The organism is Pseudomonas sp. GW821-FHT09C10 (assembly GCF_059418085.1).
Genome location: NZ_JBWKPE010000009.1, coordinates 120,426 through 144,294 on the forward strand (window position 1 = coordinate 120,426; position 23,869 = coordinate 144,294).

Here is a 23,869-nt window from a genome sequence, read left to right on the forward strand (position 1 = left end):
CCAAAAAAAACCGTGAGGCCCACACCGTGATCCAGACCCTGACCCACCTCCCCCATCCCCATGAAGACGGCGCCACCCTCGCCAGCCATTTCACCGACCTGGCGCCGCCCCTCAATGCGCGCCAGGCCCAACTGGAAGCCTCGCGCTGCCTGTATTGCTACGACGCCCCTTGCGTAAACGCATGCCCCAGCGAAATCGATATCCCGTCGTTCATCCGCAATATCCACACCGACAACGTCCAGGGCGCCGCGCAGAAAATCCTCTCGGCCAACATCCTCGGCGGCAGCTGCGCGCGGGTCTGCCCGACGGAGATCCTCTGCCAGCAAGCCTGCGTGCGTAACAACGCCGAAGAATGCGCGCCGGTGCTGATCGGTCTGTTGCAACGCTACGCCATCGATAACGCCCACTTCAGCGAACACCCGTTCCAGCGTGCCGCCCCCACCGGCAAACGCATCGCCGTGGTCGGCGCAGGTCCCGCAGGGCTGGCCTGCGCCCATCGCGCCGCTGTGCACGGGCACGACGTGGTGATCTTCGAAGCGCGGGAAAAGGCCGGTGGCCTGAATGAATACGGGATCGCCAAGTACAAGCTGGTCGACGACTTCGCCCAGAAGGAACTGGATTTTCTCCTGCAGATCGGCGGCATTGAAATCCGCCATGGCCAGCGCCTGGGCGACAACCTCACCCTGAGCGAACTGCACCAGCAATTCGATTCGGTGTTCCTCGGCCTGGGCCTGGCGGCCAGCAAGCAACTTGGCTTACCCCATGAGGACGCCCCCGGCCTGCTCGCCGCCACCGACTATATCCGCGAACTGCGCCAGGCCGATGACCTGACTCAACTGCCCCTGGCCGACCGCTGCATTGTGCTTGGCGCCGGCAATACCGCCATCGACATGGCCGTGCAAATGGCCCGGCTCGGTGCCCGTGATGTGAACCTCGTCTACCGCCGTGGCCTGGCCGATATGGGCGCCACCCAGCATGAGCAGGACATCGCCAAGGCCAACCAGGTGCGCCTGCTGACCTGGGCCCAACCCGAAGCAGTCCTGCTCGACGACCAGGGCCACGTACGTGGCATGCGCTTCGCCCGTACCCGCCTGGAAAACGGCCGCCTGCAATCCACCGGAGAAACCTTCGAACTGGCCGCCGATGCCATCTTCAAGGCCATCGGCCAGGGCTTCGACAACGACGCCTTGCACGATCCCCTGGCGCAACAGCTGCATCGCGTCGGCGAGCGTATCTTCGTCGACGAACAGCTGCGCACCAGCATCCCTGGGGTCTATGCCGGCGGCGACTGCGTCAGCCTCGGCCAGGACCTCACCGTGCAGGCGGTGCAACACGGCAAGCTGGCCGCCGAAGCCATGCACGCCCAACTCATGCTGAATGTGGAGGCTGCGTAATGGCCGATCTCTCGATTGTGTTTGCCGGTATCAAGGCCCCCAACCCGTTCTGGCTGGCCTCCGCACCGCCCACCGACAAGGCCTACAACGTGGTCCGCGCATTTGAAGCCGGCTGGGGCGGCGTGGTGTGGAAAACCCTGGGTGAAGACCCGGCGGCGGTCAACGTGTCATCGCGCTACTCGGCGCACTACGGCGCCAACCGTGAAGTGCTGGGCATCAACAATATCGAACTGATCACCGACCGCTCCCTGGAGATCAACCTGCGGGAAATCACCCAGGTCAAAAAGGACTGGCCCGACCGCGCGCTGATCGTGTCGCTGATGGTGCCCTGCGTGGAGGAGTCCTGGAAAAACATCCTGCCCCTGGTGGAAGCCACCGGCTGCGACGGTATCGAGCTGAACTTCGGCTGCCCCCACGGCATGCCCGAACGCGGCATGGGCGCGGCGGTGGGCCAGGTGCCGGAGTACGTGGAACAGGTGACGCGCTGGTGCAAGACCTATTGCTCGCTGCCGGTGATCGTCAAGCTCACGCCGAATATCACCGACATCCGCGTAGCCGCGCGGGCGGCGTATCGCGGCGGTGCGGACGCGGTGTCGCTGATCAACACCATCAACTCCATCACCAGCGTGGACCTGGAACGCATGGTCGCCCTGCCGATGGTCGGCACCCAGAGCACCCACGGCGGTTACTGCGGTTCGGCGGTCAAGCCGATTGCCCTGAACATGGTTGCCGAAATCGCCCGTGACCCGCAGACCCAAGGCCTACCGATCTGCGGGATCGGCGGCATCGGCAACTGGCGCGACGCCGCGGAATTCGTCGCCCTCGGTTGCGGCGCGGTGCAGGTGTGCACGGCGGCGATGCTGCATGGTTTTCGCATAGTGGAAGAGATGAAGGATGGGCTGTCGCGGTGGATGGACAGCCAGGGCTACACCAGCCTGCAAGAATTTTCCGGGCGCGCGGTGGGCAACACCACGGACTGGAAGTACCTGGACATCAATTACCAGGTGATCGCCAGGATCGACCAGGCGGCGTGCATTGGCTGTGGGCGTTGCCACATTGCCTGTGAGGATACCTCGCACCAGGCCATCGCCAGTCTGAAACAGGCGGACGGCACGCATAAATACGAAGTGATCGATGATGAATGCGTGGGCTGCAACCTGTGCCAGATCACCTGCCCGGTGGCGGATTGCATCGAGATGGTGCCGATCGACACGGGCAAGCCGTTTTTGAATTGGACGCAGGATCCGAGGAATCCGTACCGGGAAGCGGTTTAGGCCTGCAGGCCGCTCTCGGGGGCCCCCTCCCACACCACACATCAAATGTGGGAGGGGGCTTGCCCCCGATGAGGCCCTAAGCCCCACCACAGTACTCAAGGCTCCAACCCAATCCCACGCAAAATCACACTGGTCACCGTCTGGATCGCCTTCTCGAACTGCATATCCGACAACGGCTGGTGATCATTCAAAATCTTCACCTGGTGATCAAAGTCGGCGTAGTGCTGGGTCGACGCCCAGATCATGTACAGCAGGCTCGACGGCTCCACCGGCAGGATGCGCTTGTCTTCCACCCACTGGCGAATTTTCGCTTCCTTCATCTTGGCCCAGTCGTACAGGCTTTCATCCAACGCCTCACCGAGTGTCGGCGCGCCGTGGATGATCTCGTTGGCCCAGACCTTGGAGCCATAGGGCCGCGTGCGCGAGCGCTGCATCTTGGCGCGGATATAGCTGCTGAGCACCACCCGGGGGTCATCGAAGGTTTCGAAGCTGAGGGCGTCCTGCTTCCACACTTCCAGCAGGTCGAACAGCACCGCGCTGTAAAGCTCGCTCTTGGTGGTGAAGTAGTAATGCAGGTTGGAGCGCGGCAGTTGCACTTCTTCGGCGATATCGGCCATGGCGGTGCTGCCGTAGCCCTTTTCGGCGAAGATTTTCTCCGCCGCCAGCAGGATTTTCTCGACGTTGACCCGACGAATTCCGCTCTTGTGATTGCCCATAAGGGCTCCCTGACAAAGACATGCCCCAAAGACTACCACCGCTCTAGATCGGGGCGACAGGCGCAGTCGAAACTTCGTACACTGCCCGCTCCTAACCATTGATGGGTATTGCACCATGTTGATCAAGAAAACCCTGACCACTGTCGCCCTGCTCGCCTCCCTGCTGGGTGCCTCTGCAGCATTTGCCCATGCTCATCTCAAAAGCGCCACGCCTGCGGCAGACAGCAGCGTCACCGCGCCCAAAGACCTGCGCCTGACCTTCAGCGAAGGCGTCGAAGCCACCTTCACCAAAGTCTCCTTGAGCAAGGACGGCACCGAAATCGCTATCAAAGGCCTGGAAACCCCGGACGCCGACAAGAAAACCCTGGTGGTGACACCGGCCGCCCCACTTGCGGCGGGCACCTACAAGGTGGTGTGGAATGCGGTGTCGGTGGACACCCACAAGAGCAACGGTGAATACAGCTTCAAGGTCGGCCAATAATCCATGGCGACGCTGCTGGTGCTGTGCCGGTTCGTGCATTTCATCGTCGTGCTGTTGATGTTCGGGGCCAGTGTATTCAGGCCCTGGCTCCTCGGCGCTGAACCGCAGCCGGTGCTGGACCGGCAATTGCTGCGCATCACCCGTGGGCTGGCATGGACGGCCCTCACGTCGGGGCTGATCTGGCTGGGGTTGATTACCGCCAGCATGGCCGGTTCATGGCCGGCGGCATTGGAACTGTCGACCGTGCAGTTGGTGCTGGGCAAGACCTTTTTTGGCCAGGTGTGGACCTGGCACCTGATCGTCAATGGCTTGCTGGTCATCGCCCTGATGACCCCGTGGAACGCCCCGCGCCTGCCATTGCTCACACTGTTGCTGATGACTCTCGCCCCGGTCGGGCATGGCGCCATGCTCGACGGGCTGAGCGGGCAGTTGTTGATCCTCAACCAAGTGGTGCACCTGGTATGCGTCGGCGCATGGCTGGGTGGGTTACTGCTGCTGGTATTGATCCTCAGGCAGCCACACCGTGTTGAACTGGCGCCTGTCCTGCGTCGTTTCAGCGGCGTGGGTTATGGCCTGGTCAGCGGCCTGCTGGTGACCGGCCTGATCAATGTGCGCGTACTCACCGGACAGCTGTGGCCCACGCCGTTGTTCAGTGGTTTTGCCCTGATTCTGTTGATCAAGGTGATGCTGGTGCTGGGCATGTTGGCGCTGGCATTGTTGAACCGGTTGCGCCTGGATAGCGGCGAACAGCGGTTGGGCAGCTTGAAGGCCAGCGTGATGCTGGAATGGCTGCTCGGTGTTTGTGCAGTCGCGGCCGTTTCACTCCTTGGCACTTTGCCGCCGATGGTCCTGGCGGGCTGAATGTGGAAGGGGCAAGTCGAATCGTCGCACCGCCCCTCCCACATTGACCCTGTGCGCTCTGGATCAACCCTCACCTAGTCATCGTATAACTTCTGCTTGACACACCCTGAAAACCCCGCAAATATCCGCTCCAATGTTGTACGACGACGTATAACGAATAATAAAAACAACAAATGAAAGGGAGCGTCACTGTGAGTCCATTCGCCCGCAATTCGTCCGCGCGTCTCAGTGTTATCGGCCTGTTTACCCTGCCCCTCCTCGCCCACGCCGACGGTTTCGTCGACGACGCCAAGGCCACGCTCAACCTGCGCAACGCCTACTTCAACCGCAACTTCACCAACCCGAGCAACCCCCAGGACAAGGCCGAAGAGTGGACGCAGAGTTTTATTCTCGACGCCAAGTCCGGCTTCACCCAGGGCACCGTGGGGTTCGGCATTGATGTGCTGGGGCTGTATTCCCAGAAGCTCGATGGCGGCAAAGGCACCGGCGGTACCCAGTTGCTGCCGATCCACGATGACGGCCGCCCCGCCGACAACTTCGGGCGCCTGGGCGTGGCGCTGAAAACCAGGCTGTCGAAGACCGAATTGAAGGTCGGCGAATGGATGCCGGTGCTGCCGATCCTGCGCTCCGACGATGGCCGCTCGCTGCCCCAGACCTTTCGCGGCGGCCAGGTGACGTCCAGCGAAATCGCCGGCCTGACCCTCTACGGCGGCCAGTTTCGCGGCAACAGCCCGCGCAACGACGCGAGCATGGAAGACATGTTCATGAACGGCAAAGCGGCGTTCACCTCCGATCGCTTCAACTTCGGCGGCGGCGAATACACCTTTAACGACAAGCGCACCCAGGTCGGTGTGTGGTACGCCGAGTTGACCGATATCTACCAGCAGCAGTACTTCAACCTGACCCACAGCCAGCCCGTGGGTGACTGGACCTTGGGGGCCAACCTCGGTTTCTTCAACGGCAAGGAAGACGGCAGCGCCCTGGCCGGCGACCTCGACAACAAAACCACGTTCGCCCTGCTCTCGGCCAAATACGGCGGCAACACCTTCTACGTGGGCCTGCAAAAACTCACCGGCGACAGCGTGTGGATGCGCGTCAACGGCACCAGTGGCGGCACCCTGGCCAACGACAGCTACAACGCCAGCTACGACAACGCCAAGGAAAAATCCTGGCAGGTGCGGCATGACTTCAACTTCGTGGTACTCGGCGTGCCGGGGCTGACCCTGATGAACCGCTATATCAGCGGCAGTAACGTACACACCGGGGCAATCACCGATGGCAAGGAATGGGGGCGCGAATCGGAACTGGCCTACACCGTGCAGAGCGGTGCGTTGAAGAACCTCAACGTCAAGTGGCGGAATTCCACCATGCGTCGGAATTTCAGCAACAACGAGTTCGACGAAAACCGGATCTTTATCAGCTATCCACTCTCCCTGCTGTAGAACCTAGTCTCCCAGCCCCAGAAAATCCCCAGTGGGAGGGGGCTTGCTCCCGATGGCGGTGAGTCAGTAACAGATGCATTCACTGGCATGCCCTCATCGAGGGCAAACCCTCTCCCACATTTTGCTCCGCACTCTGTCCGCAAGAACGTTGACAACCTGGGGGATCCCTAACAATACTTCGACATAGTCATACGACAACCTACAACAAAAAATTTGGAATCCCCATGACCACGACCACCCCCGCTCCCTTCAACCGCCTGCTGCTCACAGGTGCCGCCGGCGGCCTCGGCAAAGTCCTGCGCGAACGCCTGCGTCCCTACACCCAGGTGCTGCGCCTGTCGGACATCGCCAGCATGGCCCCGCCGGTGGATGCCTCGGAAGAAGTCCAGCCCTGCGACCTCGCCGACAAACAAGCGGTGCACCACCTGGTGGAAGGCGTCGACGCCATCCTGCACTTCGGCGGTGTATCGGTGGAGCGTCCGTTTGAAGAAATCCTCGGCGCCAATATCAGCGGTACCTTCCATATCTACGAAGCCGCGCGCCGCCATGGGGTAAAACGTGTGATCTTCGCCAGTTCCAACCATGTGATCGGCTTTTACAAGCAGACCGAAACCATCGACGCCCACTCCCCACGCCGCCCCGACAGCTACTACGGCCTGTCCAAGTCCTACGGCGAAGACATGGCGAGCTTCTACTTCGACCGCTACGGCATCGAGACCGTGAGCATCCGTATCGGCTCCTCGTTCCCCGAACCGCAGAACCGCCGGATGATGCACACCTGGCTGAGCTTCGACGACCTGACCCAACTGCTCGAACGCGCGCTGTATACGCCGAATGTCGGTCACACCGTGGTCTACGGCATGTCGGATAACCTCGACACCTGGTGGGACAACCGCTACGCCGCGCACCTGGGCTACGCCCCGAAAGACAGCTCCGAAGTCTTCCGTGCCCAGGTCGAAGCCCAGCCACCGGTGGCCGCCGATGACCCGGCCAAGGTCTATCAGGGTGGGGCGTTCTGCGCCGCTGGGCCGTTCGGTGACTGAGTTCACACCAACCCAAGGGAATGAGTGGCCATGACTGCTGAATTGATTGTCGACGCCCGCAATGCCGTGGGCGAATGCCCGGTGTGGGTGCCCGAGGAAAACGCCCTGTACTGGGTGGATATCCCCAACGGCGGCCTGCAAAAATGGAGCGCCGCCAGCGGCCACGTTGCCGCCTGGAAAGCCCCGCAGATGCTCGCCTGCATTGCCCGCACCAGCGCGGGCAACTGGGTCGCCGGGATGGAAACCGGCTTCTTCCAACTCACGCCGCACAACGACGGCAGCCTCGATACCACGCCGTTGGCCAGTGTCGAGCATCCACGCCCGGACATGCGCCTGAACGACGGCCGTTGCGACCGCCAGGGCCGTTTCTGGGCCGGCAGCATGGTGCTGAACATGGGCGCGAATGCGGCCGAAGGTATCCTCTATCGCTATGCATCGGGTTCAGCCCCCCACGCCCAGCTGGACGGTTTTATCACCCTCAACGGCCTGGCCTTCAGCCCCGATGGCCGCACGATGTATGCCTCGGATTCGCACCCGCTGGTCCAGCAGATCTGGGCCTTCGACTACGACATCGACACCGGCACGCCGTCCAACCGTCGCGTGTTCATCGATATGCACCAGTACCTCGGCCGCCCCGACGGCGCCGCCGTGGACGCCGATGGCTGCTACTGGATCTGCGCCAACGACGCCGGCCTGATCCACCGCTTCACCCCCGATGGACGCCTGGACCGCTCCCTGAGCGTGCCGGTGAAAAAACCCACTATGTGCGCCTTCGGCGGCAGCCGCCTGGACACCCTGTTCGTCACCTCGATCCGTGACGACCAGAGTGCCCAGTCAGTGTCCGGTGGCGTGTTCGCCCTCAACCCCGGCGTCACCGGATTGCCGGAGCCCCACTTCATCCTCTAGCTGCATCGCTGTGCCTTGAATACAACAATAACAACACAGGAGTGACCTCCCATGGACTTCAAACGCACCTTGCTCGCCGCCGCAGTCTTTACCCTCAGCAGCGCCGCCCATGCGCTGGAAATCAAATTCGCCGACATCCACCCCGCCGGCTACCCCACCGTCGTCGCCGAAGAAAACATGGGCAAGGCCCTGACCAAGGAAAGCAACGGCGAACTGACCTTCAAGTACTTCCCGGGCGGCGTGTTGGGCTCCGAGAAGGAAGTGGTCGAACAGGCCCAGGTCGGCGCCGTGCAGATGACCCGTGTCAGCCTCGGCATCGTCGGGCCGGTGGTGCCGGACGTGAACGTGTTCAACCTGCCGTTCGTGTTCCGCGACCAGGCGCATATGCGCAAGGTCATCGATGGCGAGATCGGCGATGAGATCCTCGCCAAGATCACCGACTCCGAGTTCGGCCTGGTGGCCCTGGCCTGGATGGACGGCGGCACACGCAACCTCTACACCAAGAAGCCGGTGCGCAAGATCGAAGACCTCAAGGGCATGAAGATCCGCGTGCAAGGCAACCCGCTGTTCATCGATGCATTCAACGCGATGGGCGCCAACGGCATTGCCATGGACACCGGCGAGATCTTCAGCGCCCTGCAGACCGGGGTGATCGACGGCGCAGAGAACAACCCGCCAACCCTGCTGGAACACAATCACTTCCAGAACGCCAAGTACTACACCCTCACCGAGCACCTGATCCTGCCCGAGCCCATCGTGATGTCGAAAATCACCTGGAACAAGCTCACCCCGGCGCAACAGGTCATGGTCAAAAACGCCGCCAAGGCCGCCCAGGCCGATGAGCGCGTGCTGTGGGACGCCAAGTCCGCCAGCAGTGAGGAAAAACTCAAAAAGGCCGGCGTCGAGTTCATCACCGTCGACAAAAAGCCCTTCTATGACGCCACCGCAGCGGTTCGCGCCAAGTACGGCGCGCCTTACGCCGACATCATCGCGCGCATCGACGCCGTTCAATAACCTCCCCTGCCTCTCGCAAAAGGCCCGGCGCGGTCTGCACCGCCGCGCCCGGTTACGGTGAACGCCATGAAGAATCTACTGCTGCGCATCAACGACCGCATCTACATGACCTGCATCTGGGTCGCCGGCCTTTCGGTTCTCGGCGTCGCGCTGATCATTCCCTGGGGCATCTTCGCCCGCTACGTCCTCGGCACCGGCTCCAGCTGGCCGGAGCCCACCGCCATCCTGCTGATGCTGGTGTTTACCTTTATCGGTGCCGCCGCCAGCTACCGCGCCGGCGCGCATATGTCGGTGGCCATGGTCACGGACCGCCTGCCGCCCGCCCAGCGCCGCCTCGTCGGCATCCTGTCGCAACTGTTGATGGGCACCATCTGCCTGTTCATGGCGATCTGGGGCACCAAGCTGTGCCTGTCCACCTGGAACCAGTTCATGAGCGCCATCCCGACCCTGCGCGTGGGCATCACCTATATGCCGATCCCGATTGGCGGGCTGCTGACCCTGATCTTCGTAGTGGAAAAACTCCTGCTCGGTGACCAGAGCAACCGGCGCGTGGTGCGCTTCGACCTGGTGGAAGAAAGCGAAGGGGCTGCCTGATATGGACGCATTGATTCTGCTGGGCAGCTTTATCGCCTTGATCCTGATCGGCATGCCGGTGGCCTACGCCCTGGGTTTGTCTGCGCTGATTGGCGCGTGGTGGATCGACATCCCGTTCCAGGCCCTGATGATTCAGGTGGCAGGCGGGGTGAACAAATTCTCGCTGATGGCGATTCCGTTCTTCGTGCTGGCGGGGGCGATCATGGCCGAAGGCGGCATGTCGCGCCGGCTGGTGGCGTTTGCCGGGGTGCTGGTGGGGTTTGTACGCGGCGGCCTGTCGCTGGTGAACATCATGGCCTCGACGTTTTTCGGCGCCATCTCCGGCTCGTCGGTGGCCGACACCGCCTCGGTGGGCTCGGTGCTGATCCCGGAAATGGAGCGCCGTGGCTACCCACGGGAATTTGCCACCGCCGTCACCGTCAGCGGTTCGGTGCAGGCGCTGCTGACCCCGCCCAGCCATAACTCGGTGCTCTACTCCCTGGCGGCAGGCGGCACGGTGTCCATCGCCTCGCTGTTCATGGCCGGCGTGGTGCCCGGCTTGCTGATGAGCGCGTGCCTGATGGTGCTGTGCCTGGTCTTCGCGAAAAAACGCAACTACCCCAAGGGCGAAGTGATCCCGCTCAAGCAGGCGCTGAAAATCTGCGCCGACGCGCTCTGGGGCCTGATGGCCATGGTGATCATCCTCGGCGGCATCCTCTCGGGCATCTTCACCGCCACCGAGTCCGCCGCGATTGCCGTGTTGTGGGCATTCTTCGTGACCATGTTCATCTACCGCGACTACAAGTGGAGCGAGCTGCCCAAGCTGATGCACCGCACGGTGCGCACCATTTCCATCGTGATGATCCTGATCGCCTTCGCGGCCAGCTTCGGCTACATCATGACCCTGATGCAGATCCCGGCGAAGATCACCACGCTGTTTCTGACCCTGTCGGACAACCGCTACGTGATCCTGATGTGCATCAACGCCATGCTGCTGTTGCTCGGCACGGTGATGGACATGGCACCGCTGATCCTGATCCTCACGCCGATCCTGCTGCCGGTGGTGCTGGGTATCGGCGTCGACCCGGTGCACTTCGGCATGATCATGCTGGTCAACCTCGGCATCGGCCTGATCACCCCGCCGGTGGGTGCGGTGCTGTTCGTGGGGGCGGCGGTGGGCAAGGTCAGTATCGAGAAGACCGTGAAGGCGCTGCTGCCGTTTTATGCCGTGCTGTTCCTGGTGCTGATGGCGGTGACGTACATTCCGGCGCTGTCGTTGTGGCTGCCGAGCGTGGTGCTGTGATGATTGAACTCGAAGATAACCTGACCCACCTCACCCTGAACCCGGCCGTGGGCGGCAGCCTCGTCAACTGGACGGTGCGCGCCACCGGCCAGCCGTTGTTGCGCCATAACGATGAGCAGGCGATCCATACCGGTTTGCCGGGCAAGCTGGGGTGCTATCCATTGGTGCCCTGGTCCAACCGCATTGCCCACGGCGGTTTCGACAACCCCGACGGCTGGCTCCCGCTCACGCCCAACAGCCTCACCGATCCGCTGCCGATCCATGGCTCGGCCTGGCAACAGGCGTGGCAGGTGGTCAGCCACACGGCGGATGAAGTGGTGCTGGAGGTGCTGTGCGAGACGCCGTTTGCCTATCGCGCCGAGCAGCGGATTCGCTTGAGCGAAGGAGCGTTGAGTATTGAACTGCGGGTGACCCATCTGGCCGAAACAGCCGCATGGCATGGCGTGGGCTTGCATCCGTACTTTCCGCGCCGGCCGGGTACCCGGTTGCAGGCCAGGGCCGCACAGGTGTGGATAAGTGACGCATCCAAGCTGCCGACGGGGTTGGCGCCGGTGCCGGGCGAGTGGGATTTCCAGGTATTGAAGCCCCTGCCCGAAGGCCTGGTGGACAATGGCTTCTGCCAGTGGGATGGCTATTGCCGGATCGAACAGCCAGACCTGGGCTATGCGCTGGAATGCCAGGCCAGCGGGGCCGATTACTTCCTGCTGTACTGCCCGCCGGGGCTGGGGTTCTTTTGCATCGAGCCGGTGAGCCATCCGGTGAATGCTCATCACCTGGCGGGACGGCCGGGCCTGAAACTGCTGGAACAGAATCAGTCGGTCCAGCTCAATTTCAACCTGAAATACATTCAACATGTGGGAGGGGGCTTGCCCCCGATGGCGGCCTGACAGCCGACCAGGATGTTGGCGTGGAATGAGTACATATCCGTTGCTGCGGTAACGGCCACTTAGGGTTCCGCTCTTACAGCGACTCACTTTTGGAAAGGAGCCGGAATGCCGGCCCAGCCCAAAGTAACCAAAAGGGCTCTTGCCCCACCACTCGGCACCTCGCCCAGGCTCGGTGTGCCCGTAATCCGACAGTGATGTCAGGGTGGAGAGTTTTTCAGCCGCCCAGCCGTGTCGATACTCACGACAACCGACAACCCCGGCCGCAACCGCTCGCTCTCAGCCTGATCCGGGTCCACCGTAATCCTGACCGGCACGCGCTGGGCAATCTTCACAAAGTTGCCCGTCGCGTTGTCCGCCTGCAACAGGCTGAACTCCGAGCCCGTGGCCGGGGAGATATGCTGCACCGTGCCGTGAAACCTGCGGTGGTTCAGCGCATCCACGGTGAAGGTCACCGGCTGGCCGACCTGCACATTGTCCATCTGGGTTTCCTTCATGTTGGCGATCACCCACAGCTGCTTCGGCACCAGCGCCATCAACTGCGCGCCGGAGTTGACGTAGGCCCCCAGGCGCACGCCAATCTGCCCCAACTGCCCGTCACGGGGCGCGGTAATGCGGGTGTTGGACAGGTCGATCCGCGCCAGCTCCACCGCCGCCTCGGCACTGGCCACCGCCGCTTCCAGGGAGCCGCGATTGACGATCACCGTCTGCAAATCCTGCCGCGCGATTTCCAGGCTGGCCTGGGCCTGGGCCACCGCCGCGATGGTCTGGGCATTGGCGGCGCGGGTCACGTCCAGCTCGCGCCGGGACACCGAGCCGTCGCTGATCAACTCTTCGTTGCGGCGCAGGTCGGCGGTGCTTTTGCGCGCCTGGGCCTGGCTGTCCACCAGTGCGGCCTGGCGCAGCTTGATGGTGGCTTCGGCACTGTTGCGTTGCTGCACCACATTGGCCAGCGCGGCCTTCTGCACCGCCAGTTGCGCCAGGGCCTGGTCGAGGCGCTGTTTGTAGATGCGATCATCCAGGCGCACCAGCAAGTCGCCGGCCTTGACGTACTGGAAGTCCTGCACCGGCACCTCGAACACATAGCCGCTGAGCTGCGGGCCGATGATGGTCACCTGGCCGCGCACCAGGGCGTTCTCGGTGGTTTCCACCGCGCTGCTGAACGGCGGCAATTGCCAGGCATACAGCACGATCAGCACCCCAACGATGGCAATCGCGGCAAAGCCCAGGGACGAGAGAATGCGCACGCGCAAGGAGCGCGGCTCGGTGACCGTGGCGCCGGGCGGCGTGGTGCCTTCCGGGGTGGCGGCGATGGCGTTGGTGGTCGTGGTGGTCGGTTCGGTCATGAAGTAGCGCCGCTGGGTTGAACGGGAGTGGCTGTTTTAGTGGTGCTCATCAGCCACAGACTGCGGATAAAGATCCAGATCATGGTCAGGATCGCGACAATCGCGATCAGCATGAACACATCGTTGTAGGCCATGACATTGGCCTCGCGGGTCGCCGCCGTGGCCAGGCTGCGGATGCCCATGAGGTTCCGCAGTTCCGGGTCGGCGACGATACCGCCATAGGCCGAGCCGCCGCCCTGCACCCGCGCGGCCACACGCGGGTCGAGCAGCGTCAGGTGCTCGACAATCATGCTGGAATGATACTTCTCGCGCACGATCTGGAACGTGCCGAGCAAGGCCGCGCCGATCAGGCCGCCGAGGTTCTGGCAAATCCCGAACATCACCGAAAAGCTCACCAGGTTACGCGGGTTGGCCAGCACGTTTTTGGTCCCCAGCACCATGGTCGGCCCCAGGAAGAAGGTGCCACCGAAGCCTAGCAGGAACTGGCTGATGTACAGGTTCTGCGGACGCGTGAGGTTACTGGAGAAACTGTCCATCACCGAGCCGGTGGCCATCAGCGCCAGGGAAATCACCAGCGGCATCAGCAGGTGCGCCGGGTTGATCGTCAGCGCACTGACCACCAGCCCGCTGATCGCGCCGGCCAGCATCACCACGTACAGCGTATGCATCTGCTGGTAGCTCATGTTCAGCATCTGCATGAACCCCACCGCACCGGTGGACTGCTCCGACAGCACCATGCGAATCAGGATCACCGCCAGCGCCAGGCGGATCATGGTGCCGCTGCCCAGCCAGCGGGTCATCAGCATCGGGTTGGCGCGGTTATGCTCGATGGCCAGGCCGGCCATGATCAGCACCAGGGAACAGGCCGAGGCCACGCCGATCCACGGCGCTTCCAGCCACCAGTCGATACGCCCCAGGGACAGCACCGCACACAGCAGCGCGACACCGCTGGCGAGAATGGCGAAGGTGACGAAGTCGAGTTTTTCAAAGGTCTTGAAGCGGTCGCCGGGGGGCAGTTTGAGCAGGAATACACAACCCAGGCAGATCAGCGCCAGGCCCAGTTCGAACAGGTAAAGCCCGCGCCATTCGGCGATCTGCAGCAGGTCCTCGGAGAACAGCCGCGCCAGGGGTAACGCCAACTGCGCCGTGCCCAGCCCCAGCACCAGGGATTTCAACCGCCACTTGGCCGGGAACGCCTGGATCATGTAGTACAAGCCCAACGAACTCAGCGCCGCACCCACCATGCCATGGGCCGCCCGTACGGCGATGGCCGAATTGAGGTCGTTGACGAACAAGTGGCCGAAGGTCACCAGCGCATACAGCACCAGGAACACCTCGGTAAACGCCCGCAGGCCGAATTGCTGGCGGAACTTCACCAGCAGCAGGTTCATGCACACGTTGGTCATCACATAGGCGGCAGGCAGCCAGGCCATTTCCGCCGTGGTTGCACCGAGGGCGCCTTGCAGGTATTGCAGGTTGGCGATGACCAACGCGTTGCCCAGGCCACCGGTGATTGCCACCAGCACGCCGACCATCGCAAACAGCCAGCGCTTGTGCGTCGGATGCAACGGCGTCGACGGCGAGCCCGGCAGGCTCGGGCGCTCGTGGGGTTCCCAGGGGCGGGGGGTGTATTTGTCCATTCGATGACCTAGATGAGCCGACGGGTGACGTCGGTAAAACCACTACTCAGAGTAGTAAACCTGAGCGGGGTTCATCTTGCCATCTTGGGCGCATCGTTCAGCGCCTATTCAGTCACTCCTACAGCGCTTTCTTTAGTCGAGGGCAATGCCGCGATGATCTCGGCGCGGCAGGTTTCCAGTATTTCATCCGCGAGCGGCGAGTCATCCGGACACGCCCGCGACAGCATGACCGCACCGATTGCATGGGCCAGCAGGTCGATCATCTTCGCGCGTGCCTCTTGCCTGGTGACATCCACCGCCTGCGCGTACTTGTCCCCAAGGGCTGCAAGCGTATTTTCAACGCCACTGGCAAAGGTCGCCTTCAGATCACCGGGCTGGCGGGCGGCGTCACCGCACAGGGCTGCCAGGGTACACCCCGCTGCCCTGCCGTCGCGGTGATCCCTGGACACGTACAGGTCGACAAATCCCGGCACGTCGAGATCGCAGGTACTCGACAGGGATTTGGCCAGGCTGTTTTCGGCCGCTTCGGCCATCAGATCGGCCTTGGAGCCAAAGTGTTTGTAGAAGCCTCCCTGGGTAAAACCCGCGGTAGCCATGAGTTCTGCCACACCCACACCGTCATAGCCACGCTCACGAAACAGCTCTGACGCCGTCTCCACAATATGAGCTCGGTTGGCGAGTGATTGCGTCTTGGTGATCTTCATTTCGCGCCCCTGCGACTCCTGAACAATGGCCTGATCATACTCTGATGTCGTTCATAATCAAAACCATTGACAACTTTGATTATGATCGACATCATAAAACCACCCGCACCTATCCCTGCGGCTGTGTGGCGCCGATCGCCGTACCTGATCATCCTGAACACTCAAGAGCATCCATTTATGAGCACTCCCGAAACCGTACTGATCACTGGCGCCTCCACAGGCATTGGCGCGACCTACGCCGAGCGTTTTGCCCAACGTGGGCACAACCTGGTGCTGGTTGCCCGCGATAAAGGCCGACTGGACGCACTGGCCTCGCAGCTGCGTGAGAAACACGCGGTGTCCATTGACGTGATCCAGGCCGACCTGACTCAAACCGGTGACCTGGCCCGCGTCGAAGCACGCCTGCGTGATGACGCCAGTATCGGCATCCTGGTGAACAACGCGGGCGCCGCCCTCTCCGGCAGCTTCATCGAACAATCCATCGACAGCGTTACCAACCTGGTTGCGCTCAACACCACCGCCCTGGTGCGACTCGCCAGCGCCATCGCGCCACGCCTGGTACACGCCGGTAACGGCGCGATTATCAACATTGGCTCAGTGGTGGGGCTGGCACCGGAATTCGGCATGAGCGTCTACGGTGCAACCAAGGCGTTCGTGCTGTTTCTATCCCAAGGGCTGAGCCTCGAACTCTCGCCCAAAGGCGTCTACGTGCAAGCCGTTCTTCCAGCCGCCACCCGCACGGAAATCTGGGATCGCGCAGGCATCGACATCAATACCCTGAGCGAAATCATGAGCGTGGACGAGTTGGTCGATGCTGCGCTGGTCGGTTTTGATCGTCGCGAACCGGTGACCATTCCGCCCTTGCAAGACGCCGCCCGCTGGGATGCCCTGCAAGCCGCCCGCCAGGGTTTGCTGTCAGAGATTCGCCAGTCGGTCGTCGCCGAGCGCTATCAAGCCAAGGCGTGATTGTCACGTATAGCCATGGGAACCGAACGATGAAAGCCTTCCTGATTGACCGTTACGGCAAGCATCAAGGACGCCTTGCCGAGGTACCGGATCCGGAACCGGGCATCCACGACGTATTGGTCAAGGTACATGCCAGCAGCGTCAACCAGCTGGATTCGAAGATCAGCAAGGGTGAATTCAAACTGATCCTGCCCTACACATTCCCGCTGATCATGGGCAACGACGTGGCTGGTGTCGTTGTTCGCGTAGGGTCAGGCGTGCGCACCTTCAAGCCCGGTGACGAGGTCTACGCGCGCCCGCCCGACGCGCGAATCGGTGGCTTTGCCGAGCTGATCGCGATTGAGGAAAGTGCCCTCGCACTGAAACCCAACAACACCAGCATGGAACAAGCCGCCGCCCTGCCCCTGGTGGCACTGACCGCCTGGCAGGTGCTGGTTGAAACAGCCCGCGTGAAGAAGGGGCAAAAAGTCTTTATCCAGGCGGGCTCCGGTGGTGTCGGCAGCATTGCCATCCAGCTGGCAAAACACCTGGGGGCTTTCGTTGCCACCACGACCAGCACCGCCAACGTGGAGTGGGTCAAGGCGTTGGGAGCGGACGTGGTCATCGACTATACGCAGCAGAACGTCGAAAACGTGTTGCGTGACTACGACGTCGTCTTGAACAGCCTCGGCCCCGCCGAACTGGAAAAATCCCTGCGCATTCTCAAGCCGGGTGGGCAGCTCATCTCCATCTCGGGACCACCGACCGCCGAGTTCGCACGCGAGCAAAAGCTGTCCTGGGGACTGGGCTGGGTCATGCGCCTGTTAAGCAGCGGCATACGCAGAAAAGCCCGCAGGCAGGGCGTCGACTACGGGTTCGTGTTCATGCGTGCGAGCGGTGCGCAATTGCAGAAAATCACCGCGCTCGTCGAGTCCGGCGCCATCACACCGGTGATCGACCGAACCTTCCCTCTCGAGGCAACGGCTGAGGCCTTGAGCTACGTCGAACGGGGCAGAGCCAAGGGCAAGGTGGTGATCAAGGTCTTATGACTAAGCCCACCCAACGCTCAAGCTGATGGCGATGCAGACTTGTCCCGCGTTGGGGTGCGAAGCGCCCCCAATGAAGGACGAATGGGGTGTACCCGATATTGCGCAGTGGCTGGTTTTGGGGCTGCCGAGCAGCCCAGCGCGGGACAAGCCCGCTCACCACATCCACAGTGGATCTCATGGGCATCCACAAGCGCATTTCACATCAGATCCAACCGAGCCAGCTCCAGTAGGTCGCCGCAAACACCAACATCAACCCATACCCGATCAACGTCACCAGGATCCCCACCTTGGCAAACTGCCGCGCCGTAAACGTCCCGGTCCCCAGGCACACCATGTTCTGCGGCGCATTGATCGGCAGGATAAACCCGTAGCTCATCACAAACCCCAACAGCATGGTCATGCCCAAGCGGTTGAACTCCCCCGGCAAGGTCTGCAGCACCGCAATCAATATCGGCAACAACGCCGAAGTCAGTGCCGTGGCGCTGGCAAAGCCCAGGTGGATCACAATCAGAAACGCCCCCAGGATCGCAAACACCCCTAACGGCCCGACCTGATCCAGGCCGGTGTGCGCCACCACCTGGGACCCCAGCCATTGCCCGGCCTGGGTAGTCAGCAATGCGGTACCGAGGCTGATGCCCACGCCAAACACGATCACCGTGCCCCACGGGATGCGCGATTGCACATCCTTCCAGGTCATCACCCCGATGCCCGGCAGCAGCAGGAACACCAACCCGGCGTAGGTGGTCGAGGTGGTGTCGAACGGGTGCAGGCGCCCTTCCGTGGCCCACGCCAACAGCAGCAGCACCGACACCGTCAGCAAGCGTTTCTGCGGGCCGGTCATCGGGCCGATGTCCACCAGGGACTGGGCCACGGCCTCCTTGCCACCGGGGATGCTGTCGGTTTCCGGCGGCAGCAGCTTGATCACCAGGAACAGCAACACCGCCGACATGATCACCGCCCACGGCGCGCCGGCGATCAGCCAGTCGATCCACGACACGCGCTGGCCGAGCATCTTGTCCATGAAGCCCACGGTCAGCAGGTTTTGCGCGGCGGCGGTCTGGATGCCGACGTTCCAGATGCTGGTGCCCTGGGCCACCACGATCATCAGGCCGGCGGCGATGTTGGAGCGCTTGTCCACGCCAAACGCGGCGACCACGCCCATCATGATCGGCACCACACAGGCACTGCGCGCCGTGGCGCTGGGCACCACGAGGCTGAGCAGGATGGTCACCGCAATTGCCCCCAGCAGAATGCCCCGCGTGCTGGTGCCGACGCGGGTCAGGGTCACCAGGGCGATACGCCGGTCCAGGCCGGTGTGGGTCATGGCCGCCGCGATGAACAATGCGCCCGCCACCAGGGCCAGTGCCGGGTTGGAAAAGCCGGTAAGCGCCATGCTGATGGCCGGGCTGGAGCCGATCAGGTGCGTGGGGTCTTGCAGCGACGGCGCGGTGCCGAGCAAAAACGCCATGAGCGAGGTGATCATGATCGCGCTGGCTTCATAGGACACCGCCTCGGTGATCCACACCACCACGGCAAACGCGAGGATCGCCAGCATGCGCTGCCCGGCCACCGGCAGGTCGGCGGGCAGCGGCAACAGCAGCACGCCGACCATCACCAGTACGCCAATCACCAGGCCCGGGGGCAACTTGAATGAGGCTGCGGTTGTTGCGGGGGCGTTCATGGCGGGCTCCGTCGGGCGCTGAATCAGAGCCCGCAGCATGGGGCAAAGCGCCGCAACAGGTGTTGACGGGTATCAACCCTAGGTCAATAACTGGCTCAACACCGCCCGCAACTTGCCGGGCTTGAGCGGTTTGTTCAGCAACGGTGCGTCCAGGCGGCGCAGCGCGCGGCGGCACTGGTCGGTGCGGTCGGCGGTGATGATCACGGCGGGGATGTTCTGCGCGAAATGCTCGCGCAGGTGCTTGACCACCGCACAACCCACCACCCCATGGTCAAGGTGGTAGTCGGCGAGGATCAGCTCCGGCGCCCTGCCCTGCAACGCCAGCAACGCCCCGGCCTGGTCGGTGGCGGTGATCACCTCGCAGCCCCACTGCGCCAGCAGCGCACGCATGCTGTCGAGGATGCTCACCTCGTTGTCGATTACCAGCAGGCGCCTTCCCGGCAGCGGGTTGCCCGTGCTCGGTTGCGCCGGCAGTTGGCTGATCGCCAGGGGCATCTCTTCGCTGATGGGCACCTCGATACTGAACATCGAACCGCGCCCGGGCCACGAACGGACTGCCACCGGGTAGCCGAGGATCTCGGCGATGCGCTCGACAATCGCCAGGCCCAGCCCTACGCCTTTGCGGTCCGAGGCACGGCCGACGTCGAGCTGGTTGAATTCAAGGAAGATCGCGTCGAGGCGGTCGGCCGCGATGCCGCGCCCGGTGTCCCACACCTCCAGGCGCAGGCGATCGCCACGGCGGCGCGCGCCGAGCAGGATGCAGCCCTCGTCGGTGTAGCGACAGGCATTACTGAGAAAGTTGCGCAGGATCCGCGTCACCAGGCGCAGGTCGGTGCGGATCGCATAATGGCCGGTACGCGCGCGCAGGTTCAGCCCGGCCGCCAGCGCCACCGACTGGAACTCCGAGACCAGCGGCGCAAACAGCTCATCCAGGCGATACAGCGCCACGTCCGGCTTGACCGCCGCCTGGTCGAGCCGCGAAATATCCAGCAGGTCGGTGAGCAAATCCTCGGCGCCTTCCAGGGCCTGGTGCGTACGTTCCACCAGCACCTGTTCGACGCTGGGCAGGTTGCGCTCGCGCAGGGTGGAGATCAGCAGTCGCGCGGCGTTGAGTGGCTGCAACAGGTCATGGCTGGCGGCGGCGAGGTATTTGTCCTTGCTGCGGTTGGCGGCCTCGGCGGCATCGCGGGCGTCACGCAGCTCCTGCTCGACCTGCTCGCGCTGGGCGATCTGCTGTTGCAGGTTGTGGTTGGCTTCCAGCAGTTCATCGGTGCGCGCCGCCACGCGCTGCTCCAGCTCATCGTTGAGACGGATATAGCGGTTGCGCTCGGCCTCCAGCTCGTCGAGACGCGCGGTGAGTTCCGGGTAGTGGCTCTTGCGCGCCGAGTGATTGCCCAGGCCCAACAGACCGGCGAGGGCCTGTTGCTGGTCGTCAGAGCGCTTCGCCATACACCACCTCGACATCACGCTGGCTGGACTCGCGCGGGTTGGTGAGGATGCACGGGTCGTGCATCGCATGCTGGGACAGGAACGGAATGTCCGCCACGCGCACGCCATGCAGGCCGAGGGTTTCATGGAAGCCGATGGCGTGTTTCAGGGCAATCAGGTGTTCCACCAGGCGCCCACAGATCTGTCGGTGGTTGAGGCCACGGCAATCGATGCCGAAGGTCTCGGCAATCACCTTGAAACGCTCCGGCGCCGAGTTGTAGTTGAACGCCACCACGTGTTCCACCAGGACCGCGTTGCACAAGCCATGGGGCAGGTCGAGAAACCCGCCGAGGCTGTGGGACATGGCATGCACCGCGCCGAGGATCGCATTGGAGAACGCCAACCCCGCCTGCATGCTGCCGAGCATGATCTTCTCGCGCAGGGCAATATCGCCGGGGTTGGCGATCATCTGCACCAGGTTGCCGTTGATCAGGCGCATGGCCTCCAGCGCATGGGGGTCGGTCAGCGGGCCGTGGCCGGTGGATACGAACGCCTCGATCGCATGCACCAGCGCGTCGATGCCGGTACAGGCGGACAGGAACGGATCCATGCTCGCCGTGGTTTCCGGGTCGATCAGCGACACATCCGGCACCACCGCCTTGCTGACGATGGAGAACTTCATGCGTTCCTGCTGGTTGGAAATGATCACGAACTGCGAGACATCCGCCGAGGTGCCGGCGGTGGTGGGGATCAGGATCAGCGGCGGGCTCGGCACACGGATGGTGTCCACGCCTTCGAACTCGAGGATGCAGCGCCCATGGGCGACCACAATGCCGATGGCCTTGCCGCAGTCCATGGGGCTGCCGCCGCCGATCGCCACGATCACGTCGCAATGGTTTTCCCGGTACACCTCGGCACCGAGCATCACTTCCTCGACGCGCGGGTTGGGCGACACGGCGCTGTACAGGCAGTAGTCGATGCCGATGGCCTGCAGGCTGGCTTCCACATCGGCGACCCATCCGGCGGCGATCACACCGGGGTCGCTGACCACCAGGACCTTGCGCGCACCAAAGGTCTTGGCGTAGTTACCGACGTTGTGCCGGCAGCCGGCACCGAAGATGATTTCAGGCGAGACGAATTTACGCAGGAGGCTCAGATTGGGGCTCATTGGAAAGCCTGTTGTTATTATTTTTGGGAGATGCGCTTCACACTAACCCATTCCCAGGCGTTTGCAATCAGACCAAAGGGTCATTCCCCATAGGGCACCGGCCAGCGCGAGGCTGGCCGGAGATGGATCAGCGGCTGGCGAAGTACATGGTCACTTCGAAGCCGATACGCAGGTCGGTGAAGGCGGGTTTGGTCCACATGGGGAGAGTCCTCTTGTTGTGCCGGAAGATTCCGGTAAAGGCATTAATGCATGGGGGGATGGGGGTGCGAATGCTACTTTCGAACGAAGCGGCGCCTGCATTGGTAGCGGGTGTACGCCGATCAAAATGTGGGAGGGGGCTTGCTCCCGATGGCGGTGGGTCAGTTAACATTTATGCCACTGACATACCGCTATCGGGAGCAAGTCGAATCGTCGCACCGCCCCTCCCACAGGGGACCGCATTGCAGTCAGAGGGTTAGAAGAAACCCAACGGATTGATGTCGTAGCTCACCAACAGGTTCTTGGTCTGCTGGTAGTGATCCAGCATCATCTTGTGGTTCTCACGCCCCACACCCGACTTCTTGTAGCCGCCAAACGCCGCATGCGCCGGGTACAGGTGATAACAGTTGGTCCATACGCGGCCGGCCTTGATCGCCCGGCCCATGCGGTAGGCGCGGTTGATGTCGCGGGTCCACAGCCCGGCGCCGAGGCCGAATTCGCTGTCGTTGGCAATCGCCAGGGCTTCAGCTTCGTCCTTGAAGGTGGTGATCCCCACCACCGGGCCGAAGATTTCTTCCTGGAACACGCGCATCTTGTTGTGGCCCTTGAGCAGGGTCGGCTGGATGTAGTAACCGCTGGACAGGTCGCCCTCCAGGCGCTCGGCCGCGCCGCCGGTGAGCAGCTCGGCGCCCTCTTCCTGGGCGATCTTGAGGTAGGAGAGGATCTTGTCGTATTGCTGCTCGGACGCCTGGGCGCCGACCATGGTCTCGGTGTCCAGCGGGTTGCCGCGCTTGATCTTGACGATCTTCTTCATCACCACTTTCATGAAGTCGTCGTAGATCGACTCCTGCACCAGCGCCCGCGACGGGCAGGTGCACACTTCGCCCTGGTTGAAGAACGCCAGCACCAGGCCTTCGGCGGCTTTTTCGATGAACGCAGGCTCAGCCTGCATGATGTCTTCGAAGAAGATGTTCGGCGACTTGCCGCCCAGTTCCACGGTGGAGGGAATGAGGTTCTCGGCGGCCGCATGCATGATGTGCGCACCGATGGGGGTCGAGCCGGTAAAGGCGATCTTGGCGATGCGCTTGCTGGTGGCCAGCGCCTCCCCGGCTTCGCGGCCAAAGCCCTGGACGATATTCAGCACGCCCGGTGGCAGCAGGTCATTGATCAACTCGGCAAACACCATGATCGACAGCGGCGTCTGCTCGGCCGGCTTGAGCACGATACAGTTGCCGGCGGCCAGGGCCGGGGCGAGTTTCCAGGCGGCCATCAGCAGCGGGAAGTTCCACGGAATGATCTGCCCGACCACGCCCAATGGCTCATGGAAGTGATACGCCGCGGTGTGTTCGTTGATCTCGGCGGCGCCGCCTTCCTGGGCGCGAATGCAGCCGGCGAAGTAGCGGAAGTGGTCGGCAGCCAGGGGCACGTCGGCGTTGAGGGTTTCGCGCACGGCCTTGCCGTTGTCCCAGCTTTCGGTCACGGCCAGCACTTCGAGGTGCTGCTCGATACGGTCGGCGATTTTCAGCAGCACCAGGGAGCGATCCTGGGGCGAAGTCTTGCCCCAGGCGTCGGCGGCGGCATGGGCAGCGTCAAGGGCCTTGTCGATATCGGCGGCGTTGGAGCGCGGGAATTCGGCGATCGCTTCACCGGTCACCGGCGAGGTGTTGGTGAAGTACTCACCACTGAGCGGGGCGACGAACTCGCCGCCGATGTAATTGCCGTAGCGCTGCTTGAAGCTGACGATGGCGCCAGGGGTGCCAGGTTGTGCGTAGATCATGTTAAAGCCTCTGTCTGGGTCCGGGCCTGTCGGTCAACAGGC

At 62.8% G+C, this 23,869-nt stretch carries 22 protein-coding genes; 13 read left to right on the forward strand and 9 right to left on the reverse strand.

The window, feature by feature from the left end:
* Window positions 1-26 precede the first annotated feature (26 nt).
* Both AC07OT_RS18250 and preA read left to right on the forward strand, forming a co-directional pair.
* Window positions 27-1,394 carry an NAD(P)-dependent oxidoreductase gene (locus tag AC07OT_RS18250; RefSeq protein ID WP_495108684.1) on the forward strand — a complete coding sequence of 456 codons (1,368 nt, stop codon included), beginning with the start codon at window positions 27-29 and terminating at the stop codon, window positions 1,392-1,394.
* Window positions 1,394-2,668 (forward strand): NAD-dependent dihydropyrimidine dehydrogenase subunit PreA, encoded by a 1,275-nt coding sequence (gene preA / locus AC07OT_RS18255; RefSeq protein ID WP_065927011.1) that lies wholly within the window; start codon window positions 1,394-1,396, stop codon window positions 2,666-2,668. The genes AC07OT_RS18250 and preA overlap by 1 nt, the downstream gene beginning before the upstream one ends.
* A 95-nt stretch (window positions 2,669-2,763) precedes the next feature.
* Here the strand turns inward: preA and AC07OT_RS18260 are convergent, their stop codons facing one another.
* Window positions 2,764-3,384, reverse strand: a complete 621-nt coding sequence (locus AC07OT_RS18260; RefSeq protein ID WP_027606227.1) for a TetR/AcrR family transcriptional regulator — start codon at window positions 3,382-3,384, stop codon at window positions 2,764-2,766.
* A 115-nt stretch (window positions 3,385-3,499) separates the two neighbouring features.
* Between AC07OT_RS18260 and copC the strand changes: the two genes are divergently transcribed.
* From copC to AC07OT_RS18305, 9 genes are all read left to right on the forward strand, one after another.
* Window positions 3,500-3,865, forward strand: coding sequence for a copper homeostasis periplasmic binding protein CopC (gene copC / locus AC07OT_RS18265; RefSeq protein WP_065940165.1), 366 nt, complete (start codon window positions 3,500-3,502; stop codon window positions 3,863-3,865).
* 3 nt (window positions 3,866-3,868) lie between these two features.
* Window positions 3,869-4,726, forward strand: a complete 858-nt coding sequence (gene copD, locus AC07OT_RS18270; protein WP_495108685.1) for a copper homeostasis membrane protein CopD — start codon at window positions 3,869-3,871, stop codon at window positions 4,724-4,726.
* 191 nt (window positions 4,727-4,917) lie between these two features.
* Window positions 4,918-6,168: an OprD family porin gene (locus AC07OT_RS18275; protein WP_495108686.1), complete on the forward strand. Its 1,251-nt coding sequence runs from the start codon at window positions 4,918-4,920 to the stop codon at window positions 6,166-6,168.
* Between the two features lie 224 nt (window positions 6,169-6,392).
* On the forward strand, window positions 6,393-7,211 hold the full coding sequence (locus AC07OT_RS18280; RefSeq protein WP_027606223.1) for an NAD-dependent epimerase/dehydratase family protein: 819 nt from the start codon (window positions 6,393-6,395) through the stop codon (window positions 7,209-7,211).
* A gap of 30 nt (window positions 7,212-7,241) precedes the next feature.
* Complete coding sequence (locus AC07OT_RS18285) at window positions 7,242-8,117, forward strand: SMP-30/gluconolactonase/LRE family protein (RefSeq protein ID WP_495108687.1); 876 nt, start codon at window positions 7,242-7,244, stop codon at window positions 8,115-8,117.
* 51 nt (window positions 8,118-8,168) lie between these two features.
* Window positions 8,169-9,131, forward strand: coding sequence for a TRAP transporter substrate-binding protein (locus tag AC07OT_RS18290; RefSeq protein WP_495108688.1), 963 nt, complete (start codon window positions 8,169-8,171; stop codon window positions 9,129-9,131).
* A 66-nt stretch (window positions 9,132-9,197) separates the two neighbouring features.
* Complete coding sequence (locus AC07OT_RS18295) at window positions 9,198-9,725, forward strand: TRAP transporter small permease (RefSeq protein ID WP_115487080.1); 528 nt, start codon at window positions 9,198-9,200, stop codon at window positions 9,723-9,725.
* A gap of 1 nt (window position 9,726) precedes the next feature.
* Window positions 9,727-11,007: a TRAP transporter large permease gene (locus AC07OT_RS18300; RefSeq protein WP_495108689.1), complete on the forward strand. Its 1,281-nt coding sequence runs from the start codon at window positions 9,727-9,729 to the stop codon at window positions 11,005-11,007.
* The gene (locus tag AC07OT_RS18305; RefSeq protein ID WP_495108690.1) at window positions 11,007-11,894 is read left to right on the forward strand and encodes an aldose 1-epimerase; all 888 of its coding nucleotides are present in this window, start codon (window positions 11,007-11,009) and stop codon (window positions 11,892-11,894) included. Before AC07OT_RS18300 ends, AC07OT_RS18305 begins: the two co-directional genes overlap by 1 nt.
* 197 nt (window positions 11,895-12,091) lie before the next feature.
* Here AC07OT_RS18305 and AC07OT_RS18310 read toward each other — a convergent pair whose 3' ends face one another.
* The 3 genes from AC07OT_RS18310 to AC07OT_RS18320 all read right to left on the reverse strand — a co-directional run bounded on the left by AC07OT_RS18310 (window position 12,092) and on the right by AC07OT_RS18320 (window position 15,581).
* Window positions 12,092-13,237, reverse strand: a complete 1,146-nt coding sequence (locus AC07OT_RS18310) for an HlyD family secretion protein (RefSeq protein ID WP_027606218.1) — start codon at window positions 13,235-13,237, stop codon at window positions 12,092-12,094.
* On the reverse strand, window positions 13,234-14,877 hold the full coding sequence (locus tag AC07OT_RS18315) for an MFS transporter (RefSeq protein ID WP_495108691.1): 1,644 nt from the start codon (window positions 14,875-14,877) through the stop codon (window positions 13,234-13,236). The genes AC07OT_RS18310 and AC07OT_RS18315 overlap by 4 nt, the downstream gene beginning before the upstream one ends.
* A 104-nt stretch (window positions 14,878-14,981) precedes the next feature.
* Complete coding sequence (locus AC07OT_RS18320; protein ID WP_065940426.1) at window positions 14,982-15,581, reverse strand: TetR/AcrR family transcriptional regulator; 600 nt, start codon at window positions 15,579-15,581, stop codon at window positions 14,982-14,984.
* A 177-nt stretch (window positions 15,582-15,758) separates the two neighbouring features.
* Between AC07OT_RS18320 and AC07OT_RS18325 the strand changes: the two genes are divergently transcribed.
* Window positions 15,759-16,547, forward strand: coding sequence for an SDR family NAD(P)-dependent oxidoreductase (locus AC07OT_RS18325; protein ID WP_065926998.1), 789 nt, complete (start codon window positions 15,759-15,761; stop codon window positions 16,545-16,547).
* A gap of 29 nt (window positions 16,548-16,576) precedes the next feature.
* On the forward strand, window positions 16,577-17,575 hold the full coding sequence (locus AC07OT_RS18330; RefSeq protein WP_495108692.1) for an NADP-dependent oxidoreductase: 999 nt from the start codon (window positions 16,577-16,579) through the stop codon (window positions 17,573-17,575).
* A 202-nt stretch (window positions 17,576-17,777) separates the two neighbouring features.
* On the opposite strand, the gene AC07OT_RS18335 is transcribed toward AC07OT_RS18330, so the two are convergent.
* The 5 genes from AC07OT_RS18335 to exaC all read right to left on the reverse strand — a co-directional run bounded on the left by AC07OT_RS18335 (window position 17,778) and on the right by exaC (window position 23,827).
* Window positions 17,778-19,256, reverse strand: a complete 1,479-nt coding sequence (locus AC07OT_RS18335) for a DASS family sodium-coupled anion symporter (protein ID WP_495108693.1) — start codon at window positions 19,254-19,256, stop codon at window positions 17,778-17,780.
* 78 nt (window positions 19,257-19,334) lie between these two features.
* Entirely contained in the window at window positions 19,335-20,705 is a 1,371-nt protein-coding gene (locus AC07OT_RS18340; RefSeq protein WP_495108694.1) for an ATP-binding response regulator, read from the reverse strand.
* A complete protein-coding gene (ercA, locus tag AC07OT_RS18345; protein ID WP_065926995.1) occupies window positions 20,689-21,852 on the reverse strand; it encodes an alcohol dehydrogenase-like regulatory protein ErcA in 1,164 nt (387 codons plus the stop codon). The genes AC07OT_RS18340 and ercA overlap by 17 nt, the downstream gene beginning before the upstream one ends.
* A 127-nt stretch (window positions 21,853-21,979) precedes the next feature.
* Window positions 21,980-22,051 (reverse strand): pyrroloquinoline quinone precursor peptide PqqA, encoded by a 72-nt coding sequence (gene pqqA / locus AC07OT_RS18350; protein ID WP_010209364.1) that lies wholly within the window; start codon window positions 22,049-22,051, stop codon window positions 21,980-21,982.
* Between the two features lie 255 nt (window positions 22,052-22,306).
* Entirely contained in the window at window positions 22,307-23,827 is a 1,521-nt protein-coding gene (exaC, locus tag AC07OT_RS18355) for an acetaldehyde dehydrogenase ExaC (RefSeq protein WP_495108695.1), read from the reverse strand.
* Between the last annotated feature and the right edge of the window lie 42 nt (window positions 23,828-23,869).

Coding starts and splice junctions, on each gene's coding strand:
- preA (WP_065927011.1), top strand. CDS start 1,394: ATGGCCGATCTCTCGATTGTGTTTGCCGGTATCAAGGCCCCCAACCCG.
- AC07OT_RS18260 (WP_027606227.1), bottom strand. CDS start 3,384: ATGGGCAATCACAAGAGCGGAATTCGTCGGGTCAACGTCGAGAAAATC.
- copC (WP_065940165.1), top strand. CDS start 3,500: ATGTTGATCAAGAAAACCCTGACCACTGTCGCCCTGCTCGCCTCCCTG.
- copD (WP_495108685.1), top strand. CDS start 3,869: ATGGCGACGCTGCTGGTGCTGTGCCGGTTCGTGCATTTCATCGTCGTG.
- AC07OT_RS18280 (WP_027606223.1), top strand. CDS start 6,393: ATGACCACGACCACCCCCGCTCCCTTCAACCGCCTGCTGCTCACAGGT.
- AC07OT_RS18285 (WP_495108687.1), top strand. CDS start 7,242: ATGACTGCTGAATTGATTGTCGACGCCCGCAATGCCGTGGGCGAATGC.
- AC07OT_RS18290 (WP_495108688.1), top strand. CDS start 8,169: ATGGACTTCAAACGCACCTTGCTCGCCGCCGCAGTCTTTACCCTCAGC.
- AC07OT_RS18295 (WP_115487080.1), top strand. CDS start 9,198: ATGAAGAATCTACTGCTGCGCATCAACGACCGCATCTACATGACCTGC.
- AC07OT_RS18300 (WP_495108689.1), top strand. CDS start 9,727: ATGGACGCATTGATTCTGCTGGGCAGCTTTATCGCCTTGATCCTGATC.
- AC07OT_RS18305 (WP_495108690.1), top strand. CDS start 11,007: ATGATTGAACTCGAAGATAACCTGACCCACCTCACCCTGAACCCGGCC.
- AC07OT_RS18310 (WP_027606218.1), bottom strand. CDS start 13,237: ATGACCGAACCGACCACCACGACCACCAACGCCATCGCCGCCACCCCG.
- AC07OT_RS18315 (WP_495108691.1), bottom strand. CDS start 14,877: ATGGACAAATACACCCCCCGCCCCTGGGAACCCCACGAGCGCCCGAGC.
- AC07OT_RS18320 (WP_065940426.1), bottom strand. CDS start 15,581: ATGAAGATCACCAAGACGCAATCACTCGCCAACCGAGCTCATATTGTG.
- AC07OT_RS18325 (WP_065926998.1), top strand. CDS start 15,759: ATGAGCACTCCCGAAACCGTACTGATCACTGGCGCCTCCACAGGCATT.
- AC07OT_RS18330 (WP_495108692.1), top strand. CDS start 16,577: ATGAAAGCCTTCCTGATTGACCGTTACGGCAAGCATCAAGGACGCCTT.
- AC07OT_RS18335 (WP_495108693.1), bottom strand. CDS start 19,256: ATGAACGCCCCCGCAACAACCGCAGCCTCATTCAAGTTGCCCCCGGGC.
- AC07OT_RS18340 (WP_495108694.1), bottom strand. CDS start 20,705: ATGGCGAAGCGCTCTGACGACCAGCAACAGGCCCTCGCCGGTCTGTTG.
- ercA (WP_065926995.1), bottom strand. CDS start 21,852: ATGAGCCCCAATCTGAGCCTCCTGCGTAAATTCGTCTCGCCTGAAATC.
- exaC (WP_495108695.1), bottom strand. CDS start 23,827: ATGATCTACGCACAACCTGGCACCCCTGGCGCCATCGTCAGCTTCAAG.